The 16,640-nt window shown below is 72.5% G+C and carries 11 protein-coding genes; 8 read left to right on the top strand and 3 right to left on the bottom strand.

The annotated features are described in order from the left end of the window. The first annotated feature begins 1 nt into the window (after position 1). The 7 genes from ESZ52_RS11300 to aspS all read left to right on the top strand — a co-directional run bounded on the left by ESZ52_RS11300 (position 2) and on the right by aspS (position 9,876). Complete coding sequence (locus ESZ52_RS11300; RefSeq protein WP_131105022.1) at positions 2–1,222, top strand: copper transporter; 1,221 nt, start codon at positions 2–4, stop codon at positions 1,220–1,222. Then, the gene (locus ESZ52_RS11295; RefSeq protein ID WP_131105021.1) at positions 1,219–2,040 is read left to right on the top strand and encodes a hypothetical protein; all 822 of its coding nucleotides are present in this window, start codon (positions 1,219–1,221) and stop codon (positions 2,038–2,040) included. Before ESZ52_RS11300 ends, ESZ52_RS11295 begins: the two co-directional genes overlap by 4 nt. Next, entirely contained in the window at positions 2,037–3,755 is a 1,719-nt protein-coding gene (murJ, locus tag ESZ52_RS19480) for a murein biosynthesis integral membrane protein MurJ (protein ID WP_131105020.1), read from the top strand. The genes ESZ52_RS11295 and murJ overlap by 4 nt, the downstream gene beginning before the upstream one ends. Before the next feature lie 11 nt (positions 3,756–3,766). Further along, complete coding sequence (locus tag ESZ52_RS11285; protein WP_202865327.1) at positions 3,767–5,038, top strand: glycosyltransferase family 4 protein; 1,272 nt, start codon at positions 3,767–3,769, stop codon at positions 5,036–5,038. 16 nt (positions 5,039–5,054) lie between these two features. Further along, on the top strand, positions 5,055–6,749 hold the full coding sequence (gene pyrG / locus ESZ52_RS11280; protein ID WP_131105018.1) for a CTP synthase: 1,695 nt from the start codon (positions 5,055–5,057) through the stop codon (positions 6,747–6,749). A gap of 206 nt (positions 6,750–6,955) precedes the next feature. Then, entirely contained in the window at positions 6,956–7,576 is a 621-nt protein-coding gene (locus ESZ52_RS11275; RefSeq protein WP_131105017.1) for an NUDIX domain-containing protein, read from the top strand. Between the two features lie 473 nt (positions 7,577–8,049). Further along, on the top strand, positions 8,050–9,876 hold the full coding sequence (gene aspS, locus ESZ52_RS11270) for an aspartate--tRNA ligase (protein ID WP_131105016.1): 1,827 nt from the start codon (positions 8,050–8,052) through the stop codon (positions 9,874–9,876). A gap of 130 nt (positions 9,877–10,006) precedes the next feature. Here the strand turns inward: aspS and ESZ52_RS11265 are convergent, their stop codons facing one another. Further along, positions 10,007–10,846, bottom strand: coding sequence for a GNAT family N-acetyltransferase (locus ESZ52_RS11265; protein ID WP_131105015.1), 840 nt, complete (start codon positions 10,844–10,846; stop codon positions 10,007–10,009). 79 nt (positions 10,847–10,925) lie between these two features. Here ESZ52_RS11265 and ESZ52_RS11260 point away from each other — a divergent pair, with 79 nt between their 5' ends. Further along, entirely contained in the window at positions 10,926–12,296 is a 1,371-nt protein-coding gene (locus ESZ52_RS11260) for a replication-associated recombination protein A (protein WP_131105014.1), read from the top strand. Between the two features lie 89 nt (positions 12,297–12,385). Here the strand turns inward: ESZ52_RS11260 and ESZ52_RS11255 are convergent, their stop codons facing one another. Both ESZ52_RS11255 and ESZ52_RS11250 read right to left on the bottom strand, forming a co-directional pair. Next, positions 12,386–14,233, bottom strand: coding sequence for an LVIVD repeat-containing protein (locus tag ESZ52_RS11255; RefSeq protein WP_181010024.1), 1,848 nt, complete (start codon positions 14,231–14,233; stop codon positions 12,386–12,388). A gap of 274 nt (positions 14,234–14,507) precedes the next feature. Beyond that, positions 14,508–16,334: an LVIVD repeat-containing protein gene (locus tag ESZ52_RS11250; RefSeq protein ID WP_131105013.1), complete on the bottom strand. Its 1,827-nt coding sequence runs from the start codon at positions 16,332–16,334 to the stop codon at positions 14,508–14,510. Between the last annotated feature and the right edge of the window lie 306 nt (positions 16,335–16,640).

The raw sequence follows: 16,640 nt of genomic DNA, 5'->3' as shown, positions 1-16,640 counted from the left end.
CGTGATCGACTTCCGTTACCACCTGGTCTCCCTGGTCGCCGTCTTCATCGCCCTCGCGGTCGGGATCGTGCTGGGCGCCGGACCGCTGCGCGAGGGCATCTCCGACACCCTCGAGGGCGAGGTCTCCGACCTCCGCGCCGAGCGCGCCGAGGTGCGTGCCCAGGCCGCGGAGGCCGTGGCCCGTGCCGACGCCCTGGACGAGGCGATGGGCGTGATCGCCCCCCGCACCGCGTCGGCCACCCTGACCGGGGTGCGCGTCGCGGTGGTCGTGCTGCCGGGCGCCGACCGTAACCTCGGTGAGCAGCTGACCCAGGCCGTCGACGAGGCGGGCGGCTCTGTTCCGCTCACAGTTACGCTGCAGCCCTCGTGGCAGACCGAGCAGGGACAGGAGGAGGCGGTGCCCCTCCTGGACGAGCTCGCCGGGGACCTGCAGCTGCCGACCCTTCCGGAGGGAGAAGGCCCGTCCCTGCCCGCCGTCGTGGGGGCAGCCCTCGTCGGTGCCGACGGACCGGGCCGGACCGGAGCCTGGCTGGAGGCGCTGGATCAGCTGAACTCCGAGGGCTACCTCAGGCTGGCCTGGAGCGAGGAGACCGATGCCACCCTCGAGGACCGCAGGCCGCCCGACGCCGTGCTCGTGGTCGCCGGAGGTCTCAGCCTGCCCGAGGAAGGGGACCTCGACGAGGCCGGCACCCTGGCCCTGGACACCCGCACCGGCCTGGTCCGCACGATCGTCCGGCTGGACACCCCACTCACCGTCAGCGGCACCGGCACCGTCGGCGGAACTGCGCAGCCAGAGGGCGGGGCGGACCCGCTCGTGGTGGGGATCCGTCAGGACCGGGCCCTTCGGGCGCAGACCTCCACCGTGGACGACGCGGAGGGCGCCGCCGGTCGACTGTCCACGATCCTCGCCCTGGGCTGGGAGGTGGCCGGACGGTCCGGGCACTACGGCATCGGGCCGCAGTCCGAGGCACCCATGCCCCAGCCGCCCCCGGTGCGGTTGGTCACCGGTCTGGTGCCCGACGACCAGGAGCAGGCGACCGAGCCGGTGCCCGACGACCCCGAGGACCCCAGCGGTCCCGGACAGACGGGTGACACGGGTGTCACGAGTGGTGCGGGGGACGGAGACCCCAGGGAGACGGGAGACACGGGCGCCGGCGACGACGCTGCCGACGGCGACGCCGTCCCCCCGGTCGAGGACGACGCGGCCACCACCGCACCATGACGGGTCCAGCGCGGTCCGCCGGAGTGTGGAGCACCCTTCTGCTCGCCACCACCGGGTATGCCGTGGCGCGCGCGGCCCGGGCCGCGCACCTCACCGGGCGCTTCCCGGGGGGCTCGGCCCGCTGGGACCGGCTCAACCACGCCGGCGACCCGATCACCCTGACCGAAGGGGTCGCGCTCGCCGCCGGGACCGGCCTGCCGCTGGTCCTCGCCGACCCGCCGGCCGTGCTGGCGGTGACGGGCGCCGCCCTCGCCGGTGCCGCAGACGACCTGGGGGAGAGCACCCAGGCCAAGGGCTTGCGCGGCCACCTGTCTGCCCTGCGTGCGGGCCGGGTGACCACCGGTGCGGTCAAGGTGGGCGCGATCGGCGCGACCGGCCTGCTGAGCGCAGCCTGGTCCGACCACCGCCACGGTCGAGGCGTGGGTCTGCACACCATGGCAGCAGCAGGCCTCGTCGCGGGGGGAGCCAACCTGGCCAACCTCTTCGACCTGCGGCCCGGACGGGCCCTCAAGGTCGGGCTGGTGTGCGGCATACCCCTCGTGCTGGCAGGACGCCCGGCCGCCGCCGCGGCGGTAGGTGCGAGCCTGGCCGTCCTCCCCGACGACCTCGCTGCGCGGTCCATGCTGGGTGACACCGGAGCCAACCCCCTCGGGGCGGCCACCGGGATCGCCGCGGCACAGCGGCTCCCGGACCGCGGACGGTGGGCTGCCCTGGCGGTGGTGACGGCGCTGACCCTGATGAGCGAGCGGGTGAGCTTCACCCGGGTCATCGAGGCGACGCCGGTGCTGCGCAGCCTGGACGCCTGGGGCAGGGGATGACCAGCTCGCGGCCAGGGCCTGACCCGGGACCAGGGCCCGACCCGGGAACGGCACCCAGCCCCCGGCTGGGCGGCCAGGGGCTGCTCGCCGCGGCCGGGGTCGTCGCGGCGGTCACCCTGGTGTCCCGGGCGGTGGGCCTGGCCCGGTGGGTCGCCTTCTCGCACGCCGTCGGCGCGACCTGCGTGGGGCATGTGTACGCGACCGCCAACACCGTGCCCAACGTCATCTTCGAGGTCGCGGCAGGCGGTGCCCTCGCGGCCGTCGCGGTCCCCCTCGTGGCCCGGCACCTGCACCGCGGGGACGAGGAGCTGGCCGACCGCACCGCCTCGGCCCTGCTGAGCTGGGCCCTGCTGATCCTGCTGCCGCTGACCCTCGTCGTCGCCCTCGCCGCCGGCCCGATCACGGCCCTGCTGCTCGGCGGCGGGGAGCTCGACCACGGGTGCGAGCCGGTAGCGGCCCAGGACGCGGGGCGGATGATGCTGCTGCTCTTCGCGCCACAGGTGGCGCTCTACGGCATCGGCATCGTGCTCGCCGGGGTCCTGCAGGCGCACCGCCGCTTCCTCGCCGCGGCGCTGGCCCCGTTGCTCTCCAGCCTGGTGGTGATTCTGGTCTACCTGGCCTTCGGCGCCCTCTACGAGCCGACCCAGCACCTCGCTGGCCTGCCCACCTCGGCGCTGGTGCTGCTCGCCGGCGGCACCACGCTGGGGGTGGTCGCCCTGAGCCTGCCGCTGCTGGTCCCGGCGGCCCGGCTCGGGATCCGGTGGCGGCCGACGCTGCGCTTCCCGGCCGGCTCCGGTCGCCTGGCCGGAGCGCTCGCGGGTGCCGGCGTGCTCGGCGTCGGCGCGCAGCAGCTGTTCGTCGTCGTGGTCATCCTGCTCACCAACCGCTCCGGGGTCGCGGGCATCGCCGTGTGGAACTACGCCCAGACCGTCTACCTGCTGCCCTACGCCGTCCTCGTCGTGCCGCTGGCCACCGCGGCCTTCCCGCGCCTCACCGACGAGCCCGCCCGCGCCGTCGCCACCTTGCGCCGCGCGCTCACGGCCTCGGTCGTTGCCGCGGTGGCCGGTGCGGCCGTGCTGGTCGCCACGCGTGCGGACGTGGGGACGGTCTTCCTCGCGCTCGACGCGGGGTCAGGGGGCACCGGCCGCGCCTCCCTGGAGGCGCTGCCGCCCACCCTGGCCCTGCTCGCCCCGGGGCTCGTGGGGTTCGCCCTGCTCGCGGTCCTGACCCGCGCCCTCTACGCGGCCCAGCGGCCCTGGGACGCAGCTGCCGGCACGGTGCTGGGCTGGGCGGTCGCAGGGCTGCTGCCGCTCGCCGTCGTGCCGCCCCTCCTGGCGCGGGACGGCACCATCCGCGAGGTGCTGGCCACGCTCGCGGCGGCCTCGTCGGTGGGCATGGTCGTCGCGGCTGTCGTCCTCCTGGCCCGCACCCGCCGGGTATGGGGTGCCGCCGCCCTCGAGGGCGTCGGCCGGGCCGGACTCGCCGCCCTGGCCGGTGCGGCCGTGGTGGTGCTCGCCCGGGAGCTCCTGCCCACGCAGCAGACGCAGTGGCCAGGCGCGCTGCTCGCGGGCACGCTGAGCGGAGCAGCGGTCCTGCTGCTGGTGGCCGGGGCTCTGCGGGTGCTGGCGCCGGAGTCCTTCGACCTGGTGCGGGCGCGGGTTGCCGCGCGACGGGAGCGCAGCCGGGAGCGGGTCGGGCCGGGAGGTGCGCAGTGAGGGTGCTGCTGGTGACCGCGCTGGTCGCGGGGGGAGTCGGCGGTCACGTCCGGATGCTCGCCCGGGGTCTGGTGGCGGCCGGGCACCAGGTGCTGGTGGCCTGCCCGCAGGAGGTGGCCCAGGCCTTCGAGCTGGAGCGGACCGGCGCCACGGTGGTCCCCGTCGAGGTGGGCAGCGGGCTGCACCCGGCCCGGGACCCGAAGGCGGTGCGGCATCTGCGACGGCTCGCTGCGGGCGCTGACGTCGTGCACGCGCACGGGGTGCGGGCCGGGGCGCTGTCCGCCCTCGCACTCCTCGCCGCGCGCCGCGCCGACCTGGGGCGGACTGATGCCTCCCCGGTTGCTGGCCCACCGAGAGGCGCGGACCATGCGTTGCGACGAGCACCGCTGGTGGTGACGATGCACAACGCGCCGCCGACCGACCGCCGCTCCGCCCTCGTCTACGGCGTCCTCGAGCGGCTGGTCCACGCTCGTGCCGATCTGGTGCTGGGTGTCTCTCCTGACCTCGTCGACAGGGCCCGGGCGCGCGGTGCTGGCCAGGCCGGCCTGGCCGTCGTCCCGGCCGAGCCGTCCCGACTCGTGCCCGCGCACCGGCGCGGTGAGGTGCGTGCTGCCGTCCGTGCTGAGCTGGGCCTCGTCGACGGCCAGCTGCTGCTGCTCACGGTGGGCCGGCTCGGGGCGCAGAAGCGCACGGTCGAGGTCGTGGCTGCCTACCAGTCCTACGTCGAGCGCGAGGCAGGCGGCACGAGCGCTGGCTCCGCCTGGCCGGCGGAAGTGTGCCCGCAGGTCGTGCTGGCTGTCGCCGGAGACGGACCGGACCGTGTCGACGTGGCCGCGCAGGCTGCCTCTGGTCCTGGCCGGGTGCACCTGCTCGGGCGCCGGGACGACGTGCCCGAGCTGCTCGCCGCCGCGGACGTCGTGGTCTCCGGCGCACAGTGGGAGGGGCAGCCGCTGTGGCTCCAGGAGGCTCTGGGCGCCGGCGTGCCCGTCGTGGCGACCGACGTCGGCGGCACCAGGGTCGTGGTGGGGGACGCCGCGGTGCTGGTGCCGGTGGGCGAGGACGGCGGCGGCATGGCCAGCCACGCCCGCGTCAGAGCCCTGCGGGAAGCCCTGCGTGCCGTGCTGGTCGACGCGCAGCTGAGGTCGACGCTGGCCGACCGTGCGCTGCGCCGAGCCCGCGAGCTGCCCACTGCGGCGGAGGCCGTCGAGGCGGCCGAGACCGCCTACGCGCGGGTGCGCGGCACGGCATACCCGGACCGGGTTGTCGGACCGACCGGCACCTGAACTAGACTGGCAGCCCGTGGCCCAGACGACGAAGCACATCTTTGTGACCGGAGGCGTCGCCTCCTCCCTCGGGAAGGGTCTGACGGCGTCCAGCCTCGGCTTCCTCCTCCGCAGTCGGGGACTGCGGGTGACCATGCAGAAGCTGGATCCCTACATCAACGTCGACCCCGGCACGATGAACCCCTTCCAGCACGGTGAGGTCTTCGTGACCGAGGACGGCGCCGAGTGCGACCTGGACATCGGCCACTACGAGCGTTTCCTCAACCGCAACCTCTCCGGCCGCGCCAACGTGACCACCGGGCAGGTCTACGACGAGGTCATCTCCAAGGAGCGACGGGGGGAGTACCTCGGCGACACCGTGCAGGTCATCCCGCACATCACCAACGAGATCATGGCGCGGATGCGGGCCGACGCCGCGCTGCCGGACGCGGAGCGGCCGGATATCATCATCACCGAGGTGGGGGGCACGGTCGGTGACATCGAGAGCCTGCCGTTCCTCGAGGCCGCCCGGCAGGTGCGGCACGCGATCGGCCGCGCCAACAGCTTCTTCGTGCACGTCTCCCTCGTGCCCTACCTCGCGCCCAGCGGCGAGCTGAAGACCAAGCCGACCCAGCACTCGGTCGCCGCGCTCCGCCAGGTCGGCGTGCAGCCCGACGCGCTGGTGCTGCGCGCGGACCGCGAGATCCCGGACGGCATCAAGCGCAAGATCTCGATGATGTGCGACGTGGAGGCCGAGGCCGTCGCGGCCGCGGTGGACGCCCCCTCGATCTACGACATCCCCAAGGTGCTGCACCGGGAGATGCTGGACGCGTATGTGGTGCGGCACCTGGACCTGCCCTTCCGGGACGTCGACTGGTCGGCCTGGGACGCGCTGCTGGAGCGGGTCCACGAGCCCGAGCACCGCGTGGAGATCGCCCTGGTCGGCAAGTACGTCGACCTGCCGGACGCCTACCTGTCCGTCACCGAGGCGCTGCGGGCCGGCGGCTTCCGCCACGACGCCAAGGTGGACATCCGCTGGGTGCCCTCCGACGAGTGCCAGACCGAGATCGGCGCCACCCGCGCCCTCGGCGGGGTCGACGCCGTCCTGATCCCCGGTGGCTTCGGGGTGCGCGGCATCGAGGGCAAGATCGGTGCCTTGCGCTGGGCCCGCGAACGCCGGGTGCCGACGCTGGGCATCTGTCTGGGCCTGCAGGCGATGGTCATCGAGCACGCGCGGAACGTCGCCGGCATCGAGGGCGCGAGCTCGACCGAGTTCGACCCCCAGACCCCGGACCCGGTCATCGCCACGATGGAGGAGCAGAAGGCCTTCGTCGAGGGGGCGGGCGACCTCGGGGGGACGATGCGCCTGGGCGCCTACCCCGCGGTGCTGGCCGAGGGCTCCGTGGTCGTCGAGGCCTACGGCACCACCGAGGTGAGCGAGCGGCACCGGCACCGTTACGAGGTCAACAACGCCTACCGCGACCGGCTGGCCGAGGCCGGTCTGGTCGTCAGCGGGACGTCGCCGGAGGGCACCCTGGTGGAGTATGTCGAGCTGCCCCGTGAGGTGCACCCCTACTACGTCTCCACCCAGGCCCACCCCGAGTTCAAGTCCCGCCCCGACCACGCCCACCCGCTCTTCGCCGGGCTGGTCGCCGCGGCCCTCGACGGCCAGCGCGCGCAGCGCCTGGTCGAGGTCGAGGCCCGCCAGCACCAGCACGAGCTCCCGGGCTGACCGAGCACGTCGAAGGGCCCGACCGAGCACGTCGAAGGGCTCATCAGGACACGTGGAAAGGCCCGACCGAGCACGTCGGAGGGCTCATCAGGACACGTCAGCATGCCGTATTGCGTGTTCTGTCCGGCCATGTCGCGTGTTCGGTCGAGACCTATGACGTGTCCTGTTGCGCCGTCTGACGTGTTCTGTCGCATAGCGTGGCGGCCATGACCCTCGATGCCCCGCGCCTGAGCCTGGATGAGCTGCACGACCTGCCCGGGCGACGGCCCGTGGCCGCCAGTGACGTGGTCTTCGAGGGGCGGGTCTGGGACGTCGTCGCCGACGACGTCGACCTGGGCGGCCCGGAGCCGGTGCGTCGGGAGTACGTCGCCCACACCGGCGCCGTCGCGATCCTGGCCCTGCGCGAGGACCGCGGCACGCCGGAGGTCCTGGTGATCCGGCAGTACCGCCACCCGATCGGCGCCGAGGACTGGGAGCTGCCGGCCGGTCTGCTCGACGTCGAGGGAGAGGAGCCCGTGCTCACCGCCCAGCGTGAGCTGGTCGAGGAGGCCGACCTGCAGGCGGCGGCCTGGGAGGAGCTGGTCACCCTCACGCCCTCTCCGGGCGGCCTGGACGAGGTCATCACCATCTTCCTGGCCACCGGCCTGTCCGACGTGCCGGGGGACGAGCGGCACGAGCGGGAGCACGAGGAGGCGGGGATGCCGACCGGTTGGGTCGCCCTCGACGACGCGGTCTCCGCGGTGCTGAACGGGCAGGTGCGCAACGGTCCGCTGATGGTCGGCGTCCTGACGGTCGCGGAGCGGCTGCGCCGCAGGACCCGACGCTGACGGCCTCGAGATTCCCGCCGACTCGTCACCGCACGGTCCTGCGGTGACGGTCCTGCGGTGACGGTCCTGCGAACTTGGTGTTCCACCGCAGTTTCCGCAGGACCGAGAGCGCAGGACCGGAAGACCGGCGACACCTCACGTGTTCTGTCGGGCCCTTCGACGTGTTCAGTCGAAACGTCGAGGCACACCGCGCATCACCCTGAAAGCTGTGCAGGTCCGGCGTTGCCGGCACGTAGACTGGCCCACGTGCGCGGGGCGGAGTGACGACCCGCCGGCGACCGCACCGCATACCCTCCGGTATGCGGTGCCTGTCGCCACCGCGCACCGTGCGTCCGGCGTCACCGACGAGAGGTCGAGGATCCCTCGGCAAAGGTGTGGTGGCACCGCGACCTGGCCCCCGCCCACACCTCCAGGGCTGTGCCGAGAACTGCTGCGAGGCGGTCCGGCATATCAGACGCTGAGAGGAGACAAGAATGCTACGCACCCATGAGGCCGGCACCCTGCGCCCCGAGCAGGTCGGCACCACCGTCACCCTGACCGGGTGGGTCGGACGTCGCCGCGACCACGGCGGGGTGGCCTTCATCGACCTGCGGGACGCCAGCGGCGTCGTCCAGGTCGTCGCCCGCGACGAGGTGCTCACCGGCACCGCGCACGACCTGCGCAGCGAGTACGTCGTCAAGGTCGTCGGCGAGGTGGTCGCCCGCGCGGACAAGGACGTGAACCCCGAGCTGCCCACCGGCGCGGTCGACGTGGTCGCCGCCGACATCGAGGTGCTCAGCGAGTCCGAGCCGCTGCCCTTCCAGATCGACGAGCGGGTCAGCGTGGGGGAGGAGGCGCGCCTGCGCCACCGCTACCTCGACCTGCGCCGCCCCGGCGCCAACGCGGCGGGCGCCAACCTGCGGCTGCGCTCCAAGGTCAACGCAGCGGCCCGCAACCTGCTCGCCGAGCGCGACTTCGTCGAGATCGAGACCCCGACCTTGACCCGGTCCACCCCCGAGGGCGCCCGCGACTTCCTGGTCCCGGCGCGGCTGCAGCCGGGCAGCTGGTACGCCCTGCCGCAGAGCCCGCAGCTGTTCAAGCAGCTGCTCATGGTGGCGGGTATGGAGCGCTACTACCAGATCGCGCGCTGCTACCGGGACGAGGACTTCCGGGCCGACCGGCAGCCGGAGTTCACCCAGCTGGACGTGGAGATGAGCTTCGTCGAGCAGGACGACGTCATCGAGCTCGGCGAGGCGATCGCCAGGGCGGTCTGGGGCGTCATCGGTGTCGACCTGCCCACGCCGTTCCCGCGGATGTCCTACGCCGAGGCGATGGCGCGCTACGGCACGGACAAGCCCGACCTGCGCTTCGACCTGGAGCTGACCGACTGCACGGAGTTCTTCTCCGGCACGCCGTTCCGCGTCTTCCAGGCCGAGTACGTCGGCGCGGTCGTCATGCCCGGCGGTGGCTCCCAGCCGCGGCGCCAGTTCGACGCCTGGCAGGAGTGGGCCAAGCAGCGTGGAGCCAAGGGCCTGGCCTACGTCACGGTCTCCGAGGACGGCGAGCTCGGCGGTCCCGTCGCCAAGAACATCTCCGACCAGGAGCGGGCCGGGCTCGCCGCGCACGTGGGCGCCCAGCCGGGAGACTGCGTCTTCTTCGCCGCCGGGCCGGTCAGGGCGTCCCGTGCCCTGCTGGGTGCGGCGCGGCTGGAGATCGGCCATCGCGTCGGGCTGATCGACGAGTCGGCGTGGAGCTTCCTCTGGGTCGTCGACGCGCCGCTCTTCGAGCCCGCAGGGGAGGCCGTCGCCGCCGGTGACGTGGCGGTGGGCACGGGTGCCTGGACCGCGGTCCACCACGCCTTCACCTCGCCCAAGGCCGAGTTCGTCGACTCCCTGGAGTCCGACCCTGGCGCGGCGCTGGCCTACGCCTACGACCTGGTCTGCAACGGCAACGAGATCGGCGGCGGATCGATCCGGATCCACCGCCGCGACCTGCAGGAGCGCGTCTTCGCGATCATGGGGCTGTCGGCGGAGCAGGCGCAGGAGAAGTTCGGCTTCCTGCTCGAGGCGTTCAAGTATGGCGCTCCGCCGCACGGCGGCATCGCCTTCGGCTGGGACCGGATCGTCGCCCTGCTGGCCGGCACCGACTCGATCCGGGACGTCATCGCCTTCCCCAAGACCGGTGGCGGCTTCGACCCGCTGACCGAGGCACCCGCCCCGATCACCCCGGAGCAGCGCAAGGAGGCCGGCATCGACGCCAAGCCGGCGAAGGACACCCCCGCGCCGCAGGGTGCGGAGCAGGTGAGCCCGCACCAAAGCTGACCAGGCTCCGACCGGAGCCACGGCGGGCGACCCGTCCACTGACGCGGCCATGCACGCAGATCGTCCGATCTGCGTGCATGGCCGCGTCGTTCGGCGACCAGGGCGAGAGGGCGCGGCGACGGGCGGGCCTTCAGAGGTCCAGCTGCCGCGAGTGCCAGGCTCGGGCGGTGCGGTAGCCGAGGCGCCGGTAGAGACGTCGGGCCACCTCGTTGTCCGAGTACATCCCGAGGGTGGACACGCCGTGGTGCTCCAGGGCCCACCGGGTCAGCGCCGCGGAGACCATCTCGCCCAGCCCCCGCCCGCGGGCGTGCGTGGCGGTGAGGATGCCGGCCAGGTGCGGCACGCCGGAGCGCTCGGTCTCGGCGCCGCCGACGGCCAGCAGCTCACCGTCAGGTCCTCGCAGACCCACCCACCGGGTCATCACCCCCTCGCCGATCCGGGTCCACACCCGAGGGTTGTGCTGGTGCGCGAAGGCCAGCAGCTCCTCGGCGTCCGAGAGGTCGTCCAGCAGCACCAGCGACTCCTCACCGGGCAGCGGGTCCGGCACGGTCGTGGCCCACATCCACTCCCAGTCACCGCCCTGGTCCGAGAGCGGCAGGACCTCGTGACCGACCTCGGCATGCTCCTGCGGCACCGATACCGACCGCGCCGCCCACCGCGCCAGCAGGTCCTCGTCCATCACGTGCTGCAGCGCCGACCGGACCCGCCCGGCCTCCTCCGCCAGCCCCCCGCCCTGCGGGACCGCCCCTGGCTCCTGCGACGGGCGGAGGGGAGCCACCCACAGCCCGGGCCGGTGCCCGAGCCGCTGCACCACCGCGACACCGTCGCGCACCAGCGCGTGACCGGAGAGCGGGTCCGGCAGTCCCCACCGCAGCCACGGGTCGTCATGGGAGAGCGCACGCAGGTCGGCGTAGGTCACGTCCGTGGCGCACCCGAGCGCGGACGGGTGCAGCGAGGGTCGGGAGGGCATGGCGAGAATTCTGGCACGCGCTCCGGCCCGCCCCTGGGCGCAGCCTGCGCCCCCCCAGGGCGCGGCCTACGCTGGGGCAATGGCTGACGACGACCTCTTCAGCAGCGGCCCGGCCGACGCGACCGGCGCCCTGATGGCACCGCTGGCGGTGCGGATGCGTCCGCGCACCCTGGAGGAGGTCGCCGGCCAGCGCGACGCCCTGCGGCCCGGCTCGCCGCTGCGCCGGCTCATCGAGGGTCAGGGCGGCGCGGCTGGTCCGCTGTCCGCGATCCTCTGGGGTCCGCCGGGGACGGGCAAGACGACCCTGGCGCACCTGGTCGCGACCGCGGCAGAACGGCGCTTCGTCGAGCTCTCCGCCGTCACCGCCGGTGTCAAGGACGTCCGGGCGGTGATGGACCAGGCCACGCGGGACCGCAGCCTCTACGGCCGGCAGACCGTCCTCTTCCTGGACGAGATCCACCGCTTCACCAAGGCCCAGCAGGACGCGCTGCTCCCCGGTGTCGAGAACCGCCTGGTCATCCTGGTCGCCGCCACGACCGAGAACCCCTCCTTCTCGATCATCGCGCCGCTGCTCTCCCGTTCGGTGCTGGTCACGCTCAGCTCGCTCGACGACGACGACGTGCGCGGGGTGGTGGAGCGGGCGATCGCGGACGAGCGCGGCCTGGCCGCCGGGTTCACCCTGGCCGAGGAGGGTATGGCGCACATCGTGCGCATGGCGGGGGGCGACGCCCGCCGGGCCCTGACGACGCTGGAGGCCGCGGCCGGGGTGGCCACCGACGACGTGCCTGCGGGACGCGAGGGGGGCGTCATACCGATCTCGCTCTCGCACGTGGAGCAGGCCGTCGCCCACGCCGCCGTCCGCTACGACCGCGCTGGCGACCAGCACTACGACGTCGCCAGCGCGTTCATCAAGTCGATGCGCGGCTCCGACGTGGACGCTGCGCTGCACTACCTGGCCCGGCAGCTGGAGGCGGGGGAGGACCCGCGCTTCATCGCCCGCCGCATCGTCATCGCCGCCTCCGAGGACGTCGGCATGGGCGACCCCACCGCCCTGCAGACTGCCGTCGCGGCGCTGCACGCGGTCGCCCAGATCGGCATGCCCGAGGCGCGGATCATCCTCGCGCAGGCCGTGGTCCACAACGCGCTCGCGCCCAAGTCCAATGCCGCCTACGCCGCGATCAACGCCGCGATCGCCGACGTGCGGGCGGGCAAGGGCGGGGCCGTCCCGGCGCACCTGCGCGGCTCCGGGTATGCCGGGGCAGCACGCCTCGGCCACGGTGAGGGCTACCGCTACAGCCACGACGAGCCCAACGGCGTCGGGCCGCAGCAGTTCTTGCCCGACGACCTGGCCGCCGAGGACGCCGACTACTACCACCCCACGGGCCGCGGCTGGGAGGAGCGGCTCGGGTCGCGGTGGAAGGAGCTGCGCAAGATCATCCGCGGGCGGTAGGTCGTCGGCGGGACGGCACGCGACGAGGCGGCCCGACCCTGGGGTCGGACCGCCTCGGCCGCTGCGTCGCGGTCAGCCGCGTACGGCGCCTACATCAGGTCCTGTAGGGCCTGGCGCAGGGACGCGTGCGCGGGGTTGCCGGCGTCGGTCTGGTTCAGCGCGGCCTGCAGCTGGGCCCGACGCTGGTTGGGGTTCTTGGGGTTCTCCGCACGGTCCAGCGACCGCGTGATGTTGGCCGCCTTGTTGTCGGGTATCTCACCGGCCCGCACGACCTGGTCCAGGTAGGCCCGGGCCAGGACGATGCTCGGCTCCCACTCGTACATGCGCATCGACATCGCGTTGTGCTCGTCGAGCTGCACGGTCTTCGCCGCGGCGATCTCGTGGGCACTGAGCTGGGCGGTCGGCGTCAGCTCCATGATGTCCAGGCCGCGGTGGATCTCGCTGCCGAAGACGTTGCCGTTGTACCAGTACGACGACCAGAAGCCACCGAGGACGGACTGGGTCGCGCTGATCGGACCGCGGTCGAAGTAGCCGATCTCGACAGGGTGGGCCGGGTCGGTGAAGTCGAGGAGCGACGCGCCGCCCTGGTACCACGCCTGGATCATCACGTCCCGCCCGGGCACGGGCAGGATGTTGGCCTGGTGCGCGACGCAGTTCTCCGTGGTGGACTGGGCGACGGGCAGCTTGTAGTAGCTCTGGAACTCCAGCTGTGGCGTGCCGCCGCTGCGGTCGATGGTGAAGAAGGCGTTCGCGCCCCAGGAGGTGCGGTGGTGCGGGGCGCAGCGCGGGCCGCTGCCGCCACCCCACTCGTCGGTGAACATCACGGTCTCGCCGTCGTTGCTGAAGTTGGCCGAGTGCCAGTAGGCGAAGTTCTCGTCGGCGACGACGTCCAGGCGGACCGGGTCGGCCGGGTCGGAGATGTCGATGAGGATGCCGTTGCCCTGGCAGGCGCCCGCCGCGAGACCCACCTCGGGGTAGACGGTGATGTCGTGACAGGTGTTGGTGTTGGGGCTCGGGCTGTAGTTGGTACCGGCCGGGGCGCAGCTGTTGAGCCCCGAGCCGTCAGGGCGGGGGGTGGTGCTGCACGGGTGGCCCGCGCGGGTCGGCCCGTTCTGCAGGCCGTTGACCGCACCGGTCTCCTCGTCGGCGAACAGGCGCCACTCCTTGACGACCTCGGCCGACGCGGGGTCGGCGACCGGGACCTTGATGATCTCGATCATGTGCGAGGAGGGGTTGGGGTCGGTCACGCCACGGCCGCAGCGCCCGTCCACGAAGCCGTCCGGCGTGTGCACCTTCTCGCCAGGGGACCGCTGCCCAGCGGTGCCGTTGTTGTAGATGTAGACGTGGTGGGGGTCGTTCGGGTCCTCGACCAAGCGGTTGGTGTGCGAGCCGCGGCAGGTCTGGATGCCCGCGACCTGGACCGGGTTGTCCAGGTCGGAGATGTCCCAGATACGCACGCCACGGAAGCGGTCCGGCTGCGCACCGCCCGGGTTGCTCTGGGTGCCGCAGTCGACCCGACCACTGTTTTCCTCGACCGACTGGAAGACGAGGTGGCCGTAGACGTTGAGGTCCCCCTGACCGCCGGGGCAGAGCACCGAGGTGCGGACCGTGGGGTTCGCCGGGTCGGAGGCGTCGACGACGTTGAAGCCGTGATAGTTGCCCTGCAGGACGTAGTCACCGGTGAAGGCCATGTCCGAGTTGAACCCGGTCAGCCCGGTGTCGACCTTGGTCACCTGGGCCAGGTGGTTGATCCCGTGGCTGGCGACCTCGTCCACCCCCAGGCCGTAGCGGGGGTCGTCGGTGGTCGGGAGCTCGTCGGCGCCGGAGGCGGCCGGGAGCATGGTCAGGCCCAGCAGGACGGCGCTGACCATGGACAGGGGTGCGCGCCATCTGCGGGCCATCGGCCCGGATCGCGCCTTCTTCTTCGTCAGTGGCATGTGGCGTCGTTGCCCTTCGTGCCGGTGCCTGCGCCAGGCCTCCGGGCGGCACCATGATGGTCAGGAGTCGCGACCGGTTCCCTCACCGGGCCTGTAACCCGCCGTGACGCCGGTCACGTTAGAGGAGGGGGAACGAGCAGGACAAGGAACGAGGCAGAAACTGACCAAGTATTTACCTCATAGCGAGGCACGGCGCGGCACGCTCCCTGACACGGTCCGAGGCGGCCGGTCGGGTGACCGGCCGCCTCGGCAGGATGTCAGCGGCAGACGTGTCTCACATCAGGTCCTGGATGGCCTGGCGCAGGGCCGCGTGCGCGGGGTTGCCGGCGTCCGTCTGGTTCAGCGCGGCCTGCAGCTGGGCCCGGTAGTAGCCCTTGGCGTTCCGCGGGTTCTCCGCCCGGTCCAGGGACTGGGTGATGTTGTCGGCCTTGTTGTCGGCGATGTCACCGTTGCGCACCAGCTGGTCCAGGTGAGCCCGGGCCACGACGATGCTCGGCTCCCACTGGTACATGCGCATCGACATCGCGTTGTGCTCGTCCAGCTGCACGGTCTTCGCCGCGGCGATCTCGTGAGCGCTCAGGTGCTCCGACGGGAGCACGGTCAGGCTGTCGAAGCCCCGGGAGATCTCGTTGGCGTAGACGTTGCCGTTGTACCAGTACGAGGACCAGTAGCCGGAGCCGCCGGCGCCGCGGTCGAAGTAGCCGATCTCCTTGACGTCCGAGGGGTCGGTGAAGTCGAACAGCGACGCACCGCCTGAGTACCAGGCCTGCACCATCACGTCCCGACCAGGCACAGGCAGGATGTTCGCCTGGTGCGCGACGCAGGTCTCGTTGGCAGCCTGTGCCGCGGGGAGCTTGTAGTAGCTCTCGAAGTTCAGCTTCGGGGTGCCACCGCTGCGGTCGATGGTGAAGAAGGCGTTGGCGCCCCACTCCATGCGGTGGTGGGGTGCGCACCGGGCGCCGCCGCCACCACCCCACTCGTCGGTGAACATCACGGTCTCGCCGTCGTTGCTGAAGTTGGCCGAGTGCCAGTACGAGAAGTTCTCGTCCGCGACGTAGTCGAGGCGCGTCGGGGCGGCCGGGTCGGTGATGTCGATGAGGATGCCGTTGCCCTGGCAGGCGCCGGCCGCGAGACCGACCTCGGGGTAGACCGTGATGTCGTGGCAGGTGTTGGTGTTGGGGTTCGGGCTGTAGCCCGTGCCGGCAGGGGCGCAGCTGTCGAGCCCCGAGCCGTCCGGACGAGGGGTCGTGCTGCAGGGGTGCCCCTCGCGGGTCGGCCCGTTCTGCAGGCCGTCGACCGCGCCGGACTCCTCGTCGGCGAACAGGCGCCACTCCTTGACGACCTCGGCCGCCGCCGGGTCGGCGACCGGGACCTTGATGATCTCGATCATGTGGGTCGAGGGGTTGGGGTCGTCCAGGCCGCGTCCGCAGCGGCCGTCGACGAGGCCCTCGGGCGTGTGCACCGCCTCGGCCTGGTGGCGCTGGCCGGCGGTGCCGTTGTTGTAGATGTACACGTGGTCGGGGTCGTTGGGGTCCTCGACCATGCGGTTGGTGTGCGAGCCGCGGCAGGTCTGGATCGCCGCCACCTGGACCGGGTTGTCCAGGTCCGAGATGTCCCAGATGCGCACGCCGCGCATCCGCTCCGGGTTGGGCTGGTCGGCTGGCCCGGCGCCTTCGGTGCCGCAGTCGAGCCGGCCGTTGGCCTGCTCGACGGAGGTGAACAACAGGTCGCCGTAGACGTTGGCGTCGAACTGCCCGCCCGGGCACACGACCGTGGTCCGGATGGTCGGGTTGGCCGGGTCGGAGAGGTCGATGATGTTGAACCCGGAGTAGTTGCCTTGGATGGCGTAGTCACCGGTGAAGGCCATGTCCGAGTTGGTGGCCGTCAGCGGGGCGGTCTTGGGCATGTTCGACAGCAGTTCCATGTTGTGGCCGAGCTGCTCGTTCTGCGACAGCTGGAACCGGGGGTCCTCGGTGTCCGGGAGGTTGGGGTCGGCGGCCGCCTGGGCGGCGCCGGGGGCCAGGCTGAGGCCGAGCAGCGCGGCGCTGACCAACGCCAGAGGGCCTCGAAGTCGACGGACGGAACGTGCTCTTGCTGCCATGGCGGTGGCGCCTTTCGTGCCGGTGATCGCTACAAGGGACGCGCACCGGCCGAGGGGCTGGGCAACCGCCGTCGGGTGCCTCAGTCACGCATCGACTCTGGTGCTGCACCTGCAACCTAGCCACCCGCGTCATCGACACCGAGGAACTTGGCGAAACCTTTACCCGCCCCCGAAAACTTTTACCTCCGCCAGACCAACTGGGCGATTTCTTGACGATTCCTTGACCTCTTCCTTCACCATGCCGGGACGGTGGCGGGTATGGTTTGTCGGCCCACGGGGGTGATGCTGAGAAGGCCTCCCGGGCAG

Origin of the sequence: Ornithinimicrobium sufpigmenti (assembly GCF_004322775.1) — a bacterium.
Taxonomy (GTDB): Bacteria; Actinomycetota; Actinomycetes; order Actinomycetales; family Dermatophilaceae; genus Ornithinicoccus; species Ornithinicoccus sufpigmenti.
The sequence above is the reverse complement of the archived record's forward strand: the minus strand, read 5'-3'. Positions and strand labels throughout refer to the sequence as shown.

What these genes read in the sequence shown, in the direction of transcription:
- ESZ52_RS11250 (WP_131105013.1), bottom strand. Translation starts at nt 16,334, where the DNA reads ATGGCAGCAAGAGCACGTTCCGTCCGTCGACTTCGAGGCCCTCTGGCG.
- murJ (WP_131105020.1), top strand. Translation starts at nt 2,037, where the DNA reads ATGACCAGCTCGCGGCCAGGGCCTGACCCGGGACCAGGGCCCGACCCG.
- ESZ52_RS11265 (WP_131105015.1), bottom strand. Translation starts at nt 10,846, where the DNA reads ATGCCCTCCCGACCCTCGCTGCACCCGTCCGCGCTCGGGTGCGCCACG.
- ESZ52_RS11260 (WP_131105014.1), top strand. Translation starts at nt 10,926, where the DNA reads ATGGCTGACGACGACCTCTTCAGCAGCGGCCCGGCCGACGCGACCGGC.
- aspS (WP_131105016.1), top strand. Translation starts at nt 8,050, where the DNA reads ATGCTACGCACCCATGAGGCCGGCACCCTGCGCCCCGAGCAGGTCGGC.
- ESZ52_RS11275 (WP_131105017.1), top strand. Translation starts at nt 6,956, where the DNA reads ATGACCCTCGATGCCCCGCGCCTGAGCCTGGATGAGCTGCACGACCTG.
- ESZ52_RS11255 (WP_181010024.1), bottom strand. Translation starts at nt 14,233, where the DNA reads ATGCCACTGACGAAGAAGAAGGCGCGATCCGGGCCGATGGCCCGCAGA.
- ESZ52_RS11295 (WP_131105021.1), top strand. Translation starts at nt 1,219, where the DNA reads ATGACGGGTCCAGCGCGGTCCGCCGGAGTGTGGAGCACCCTTCTGCTC.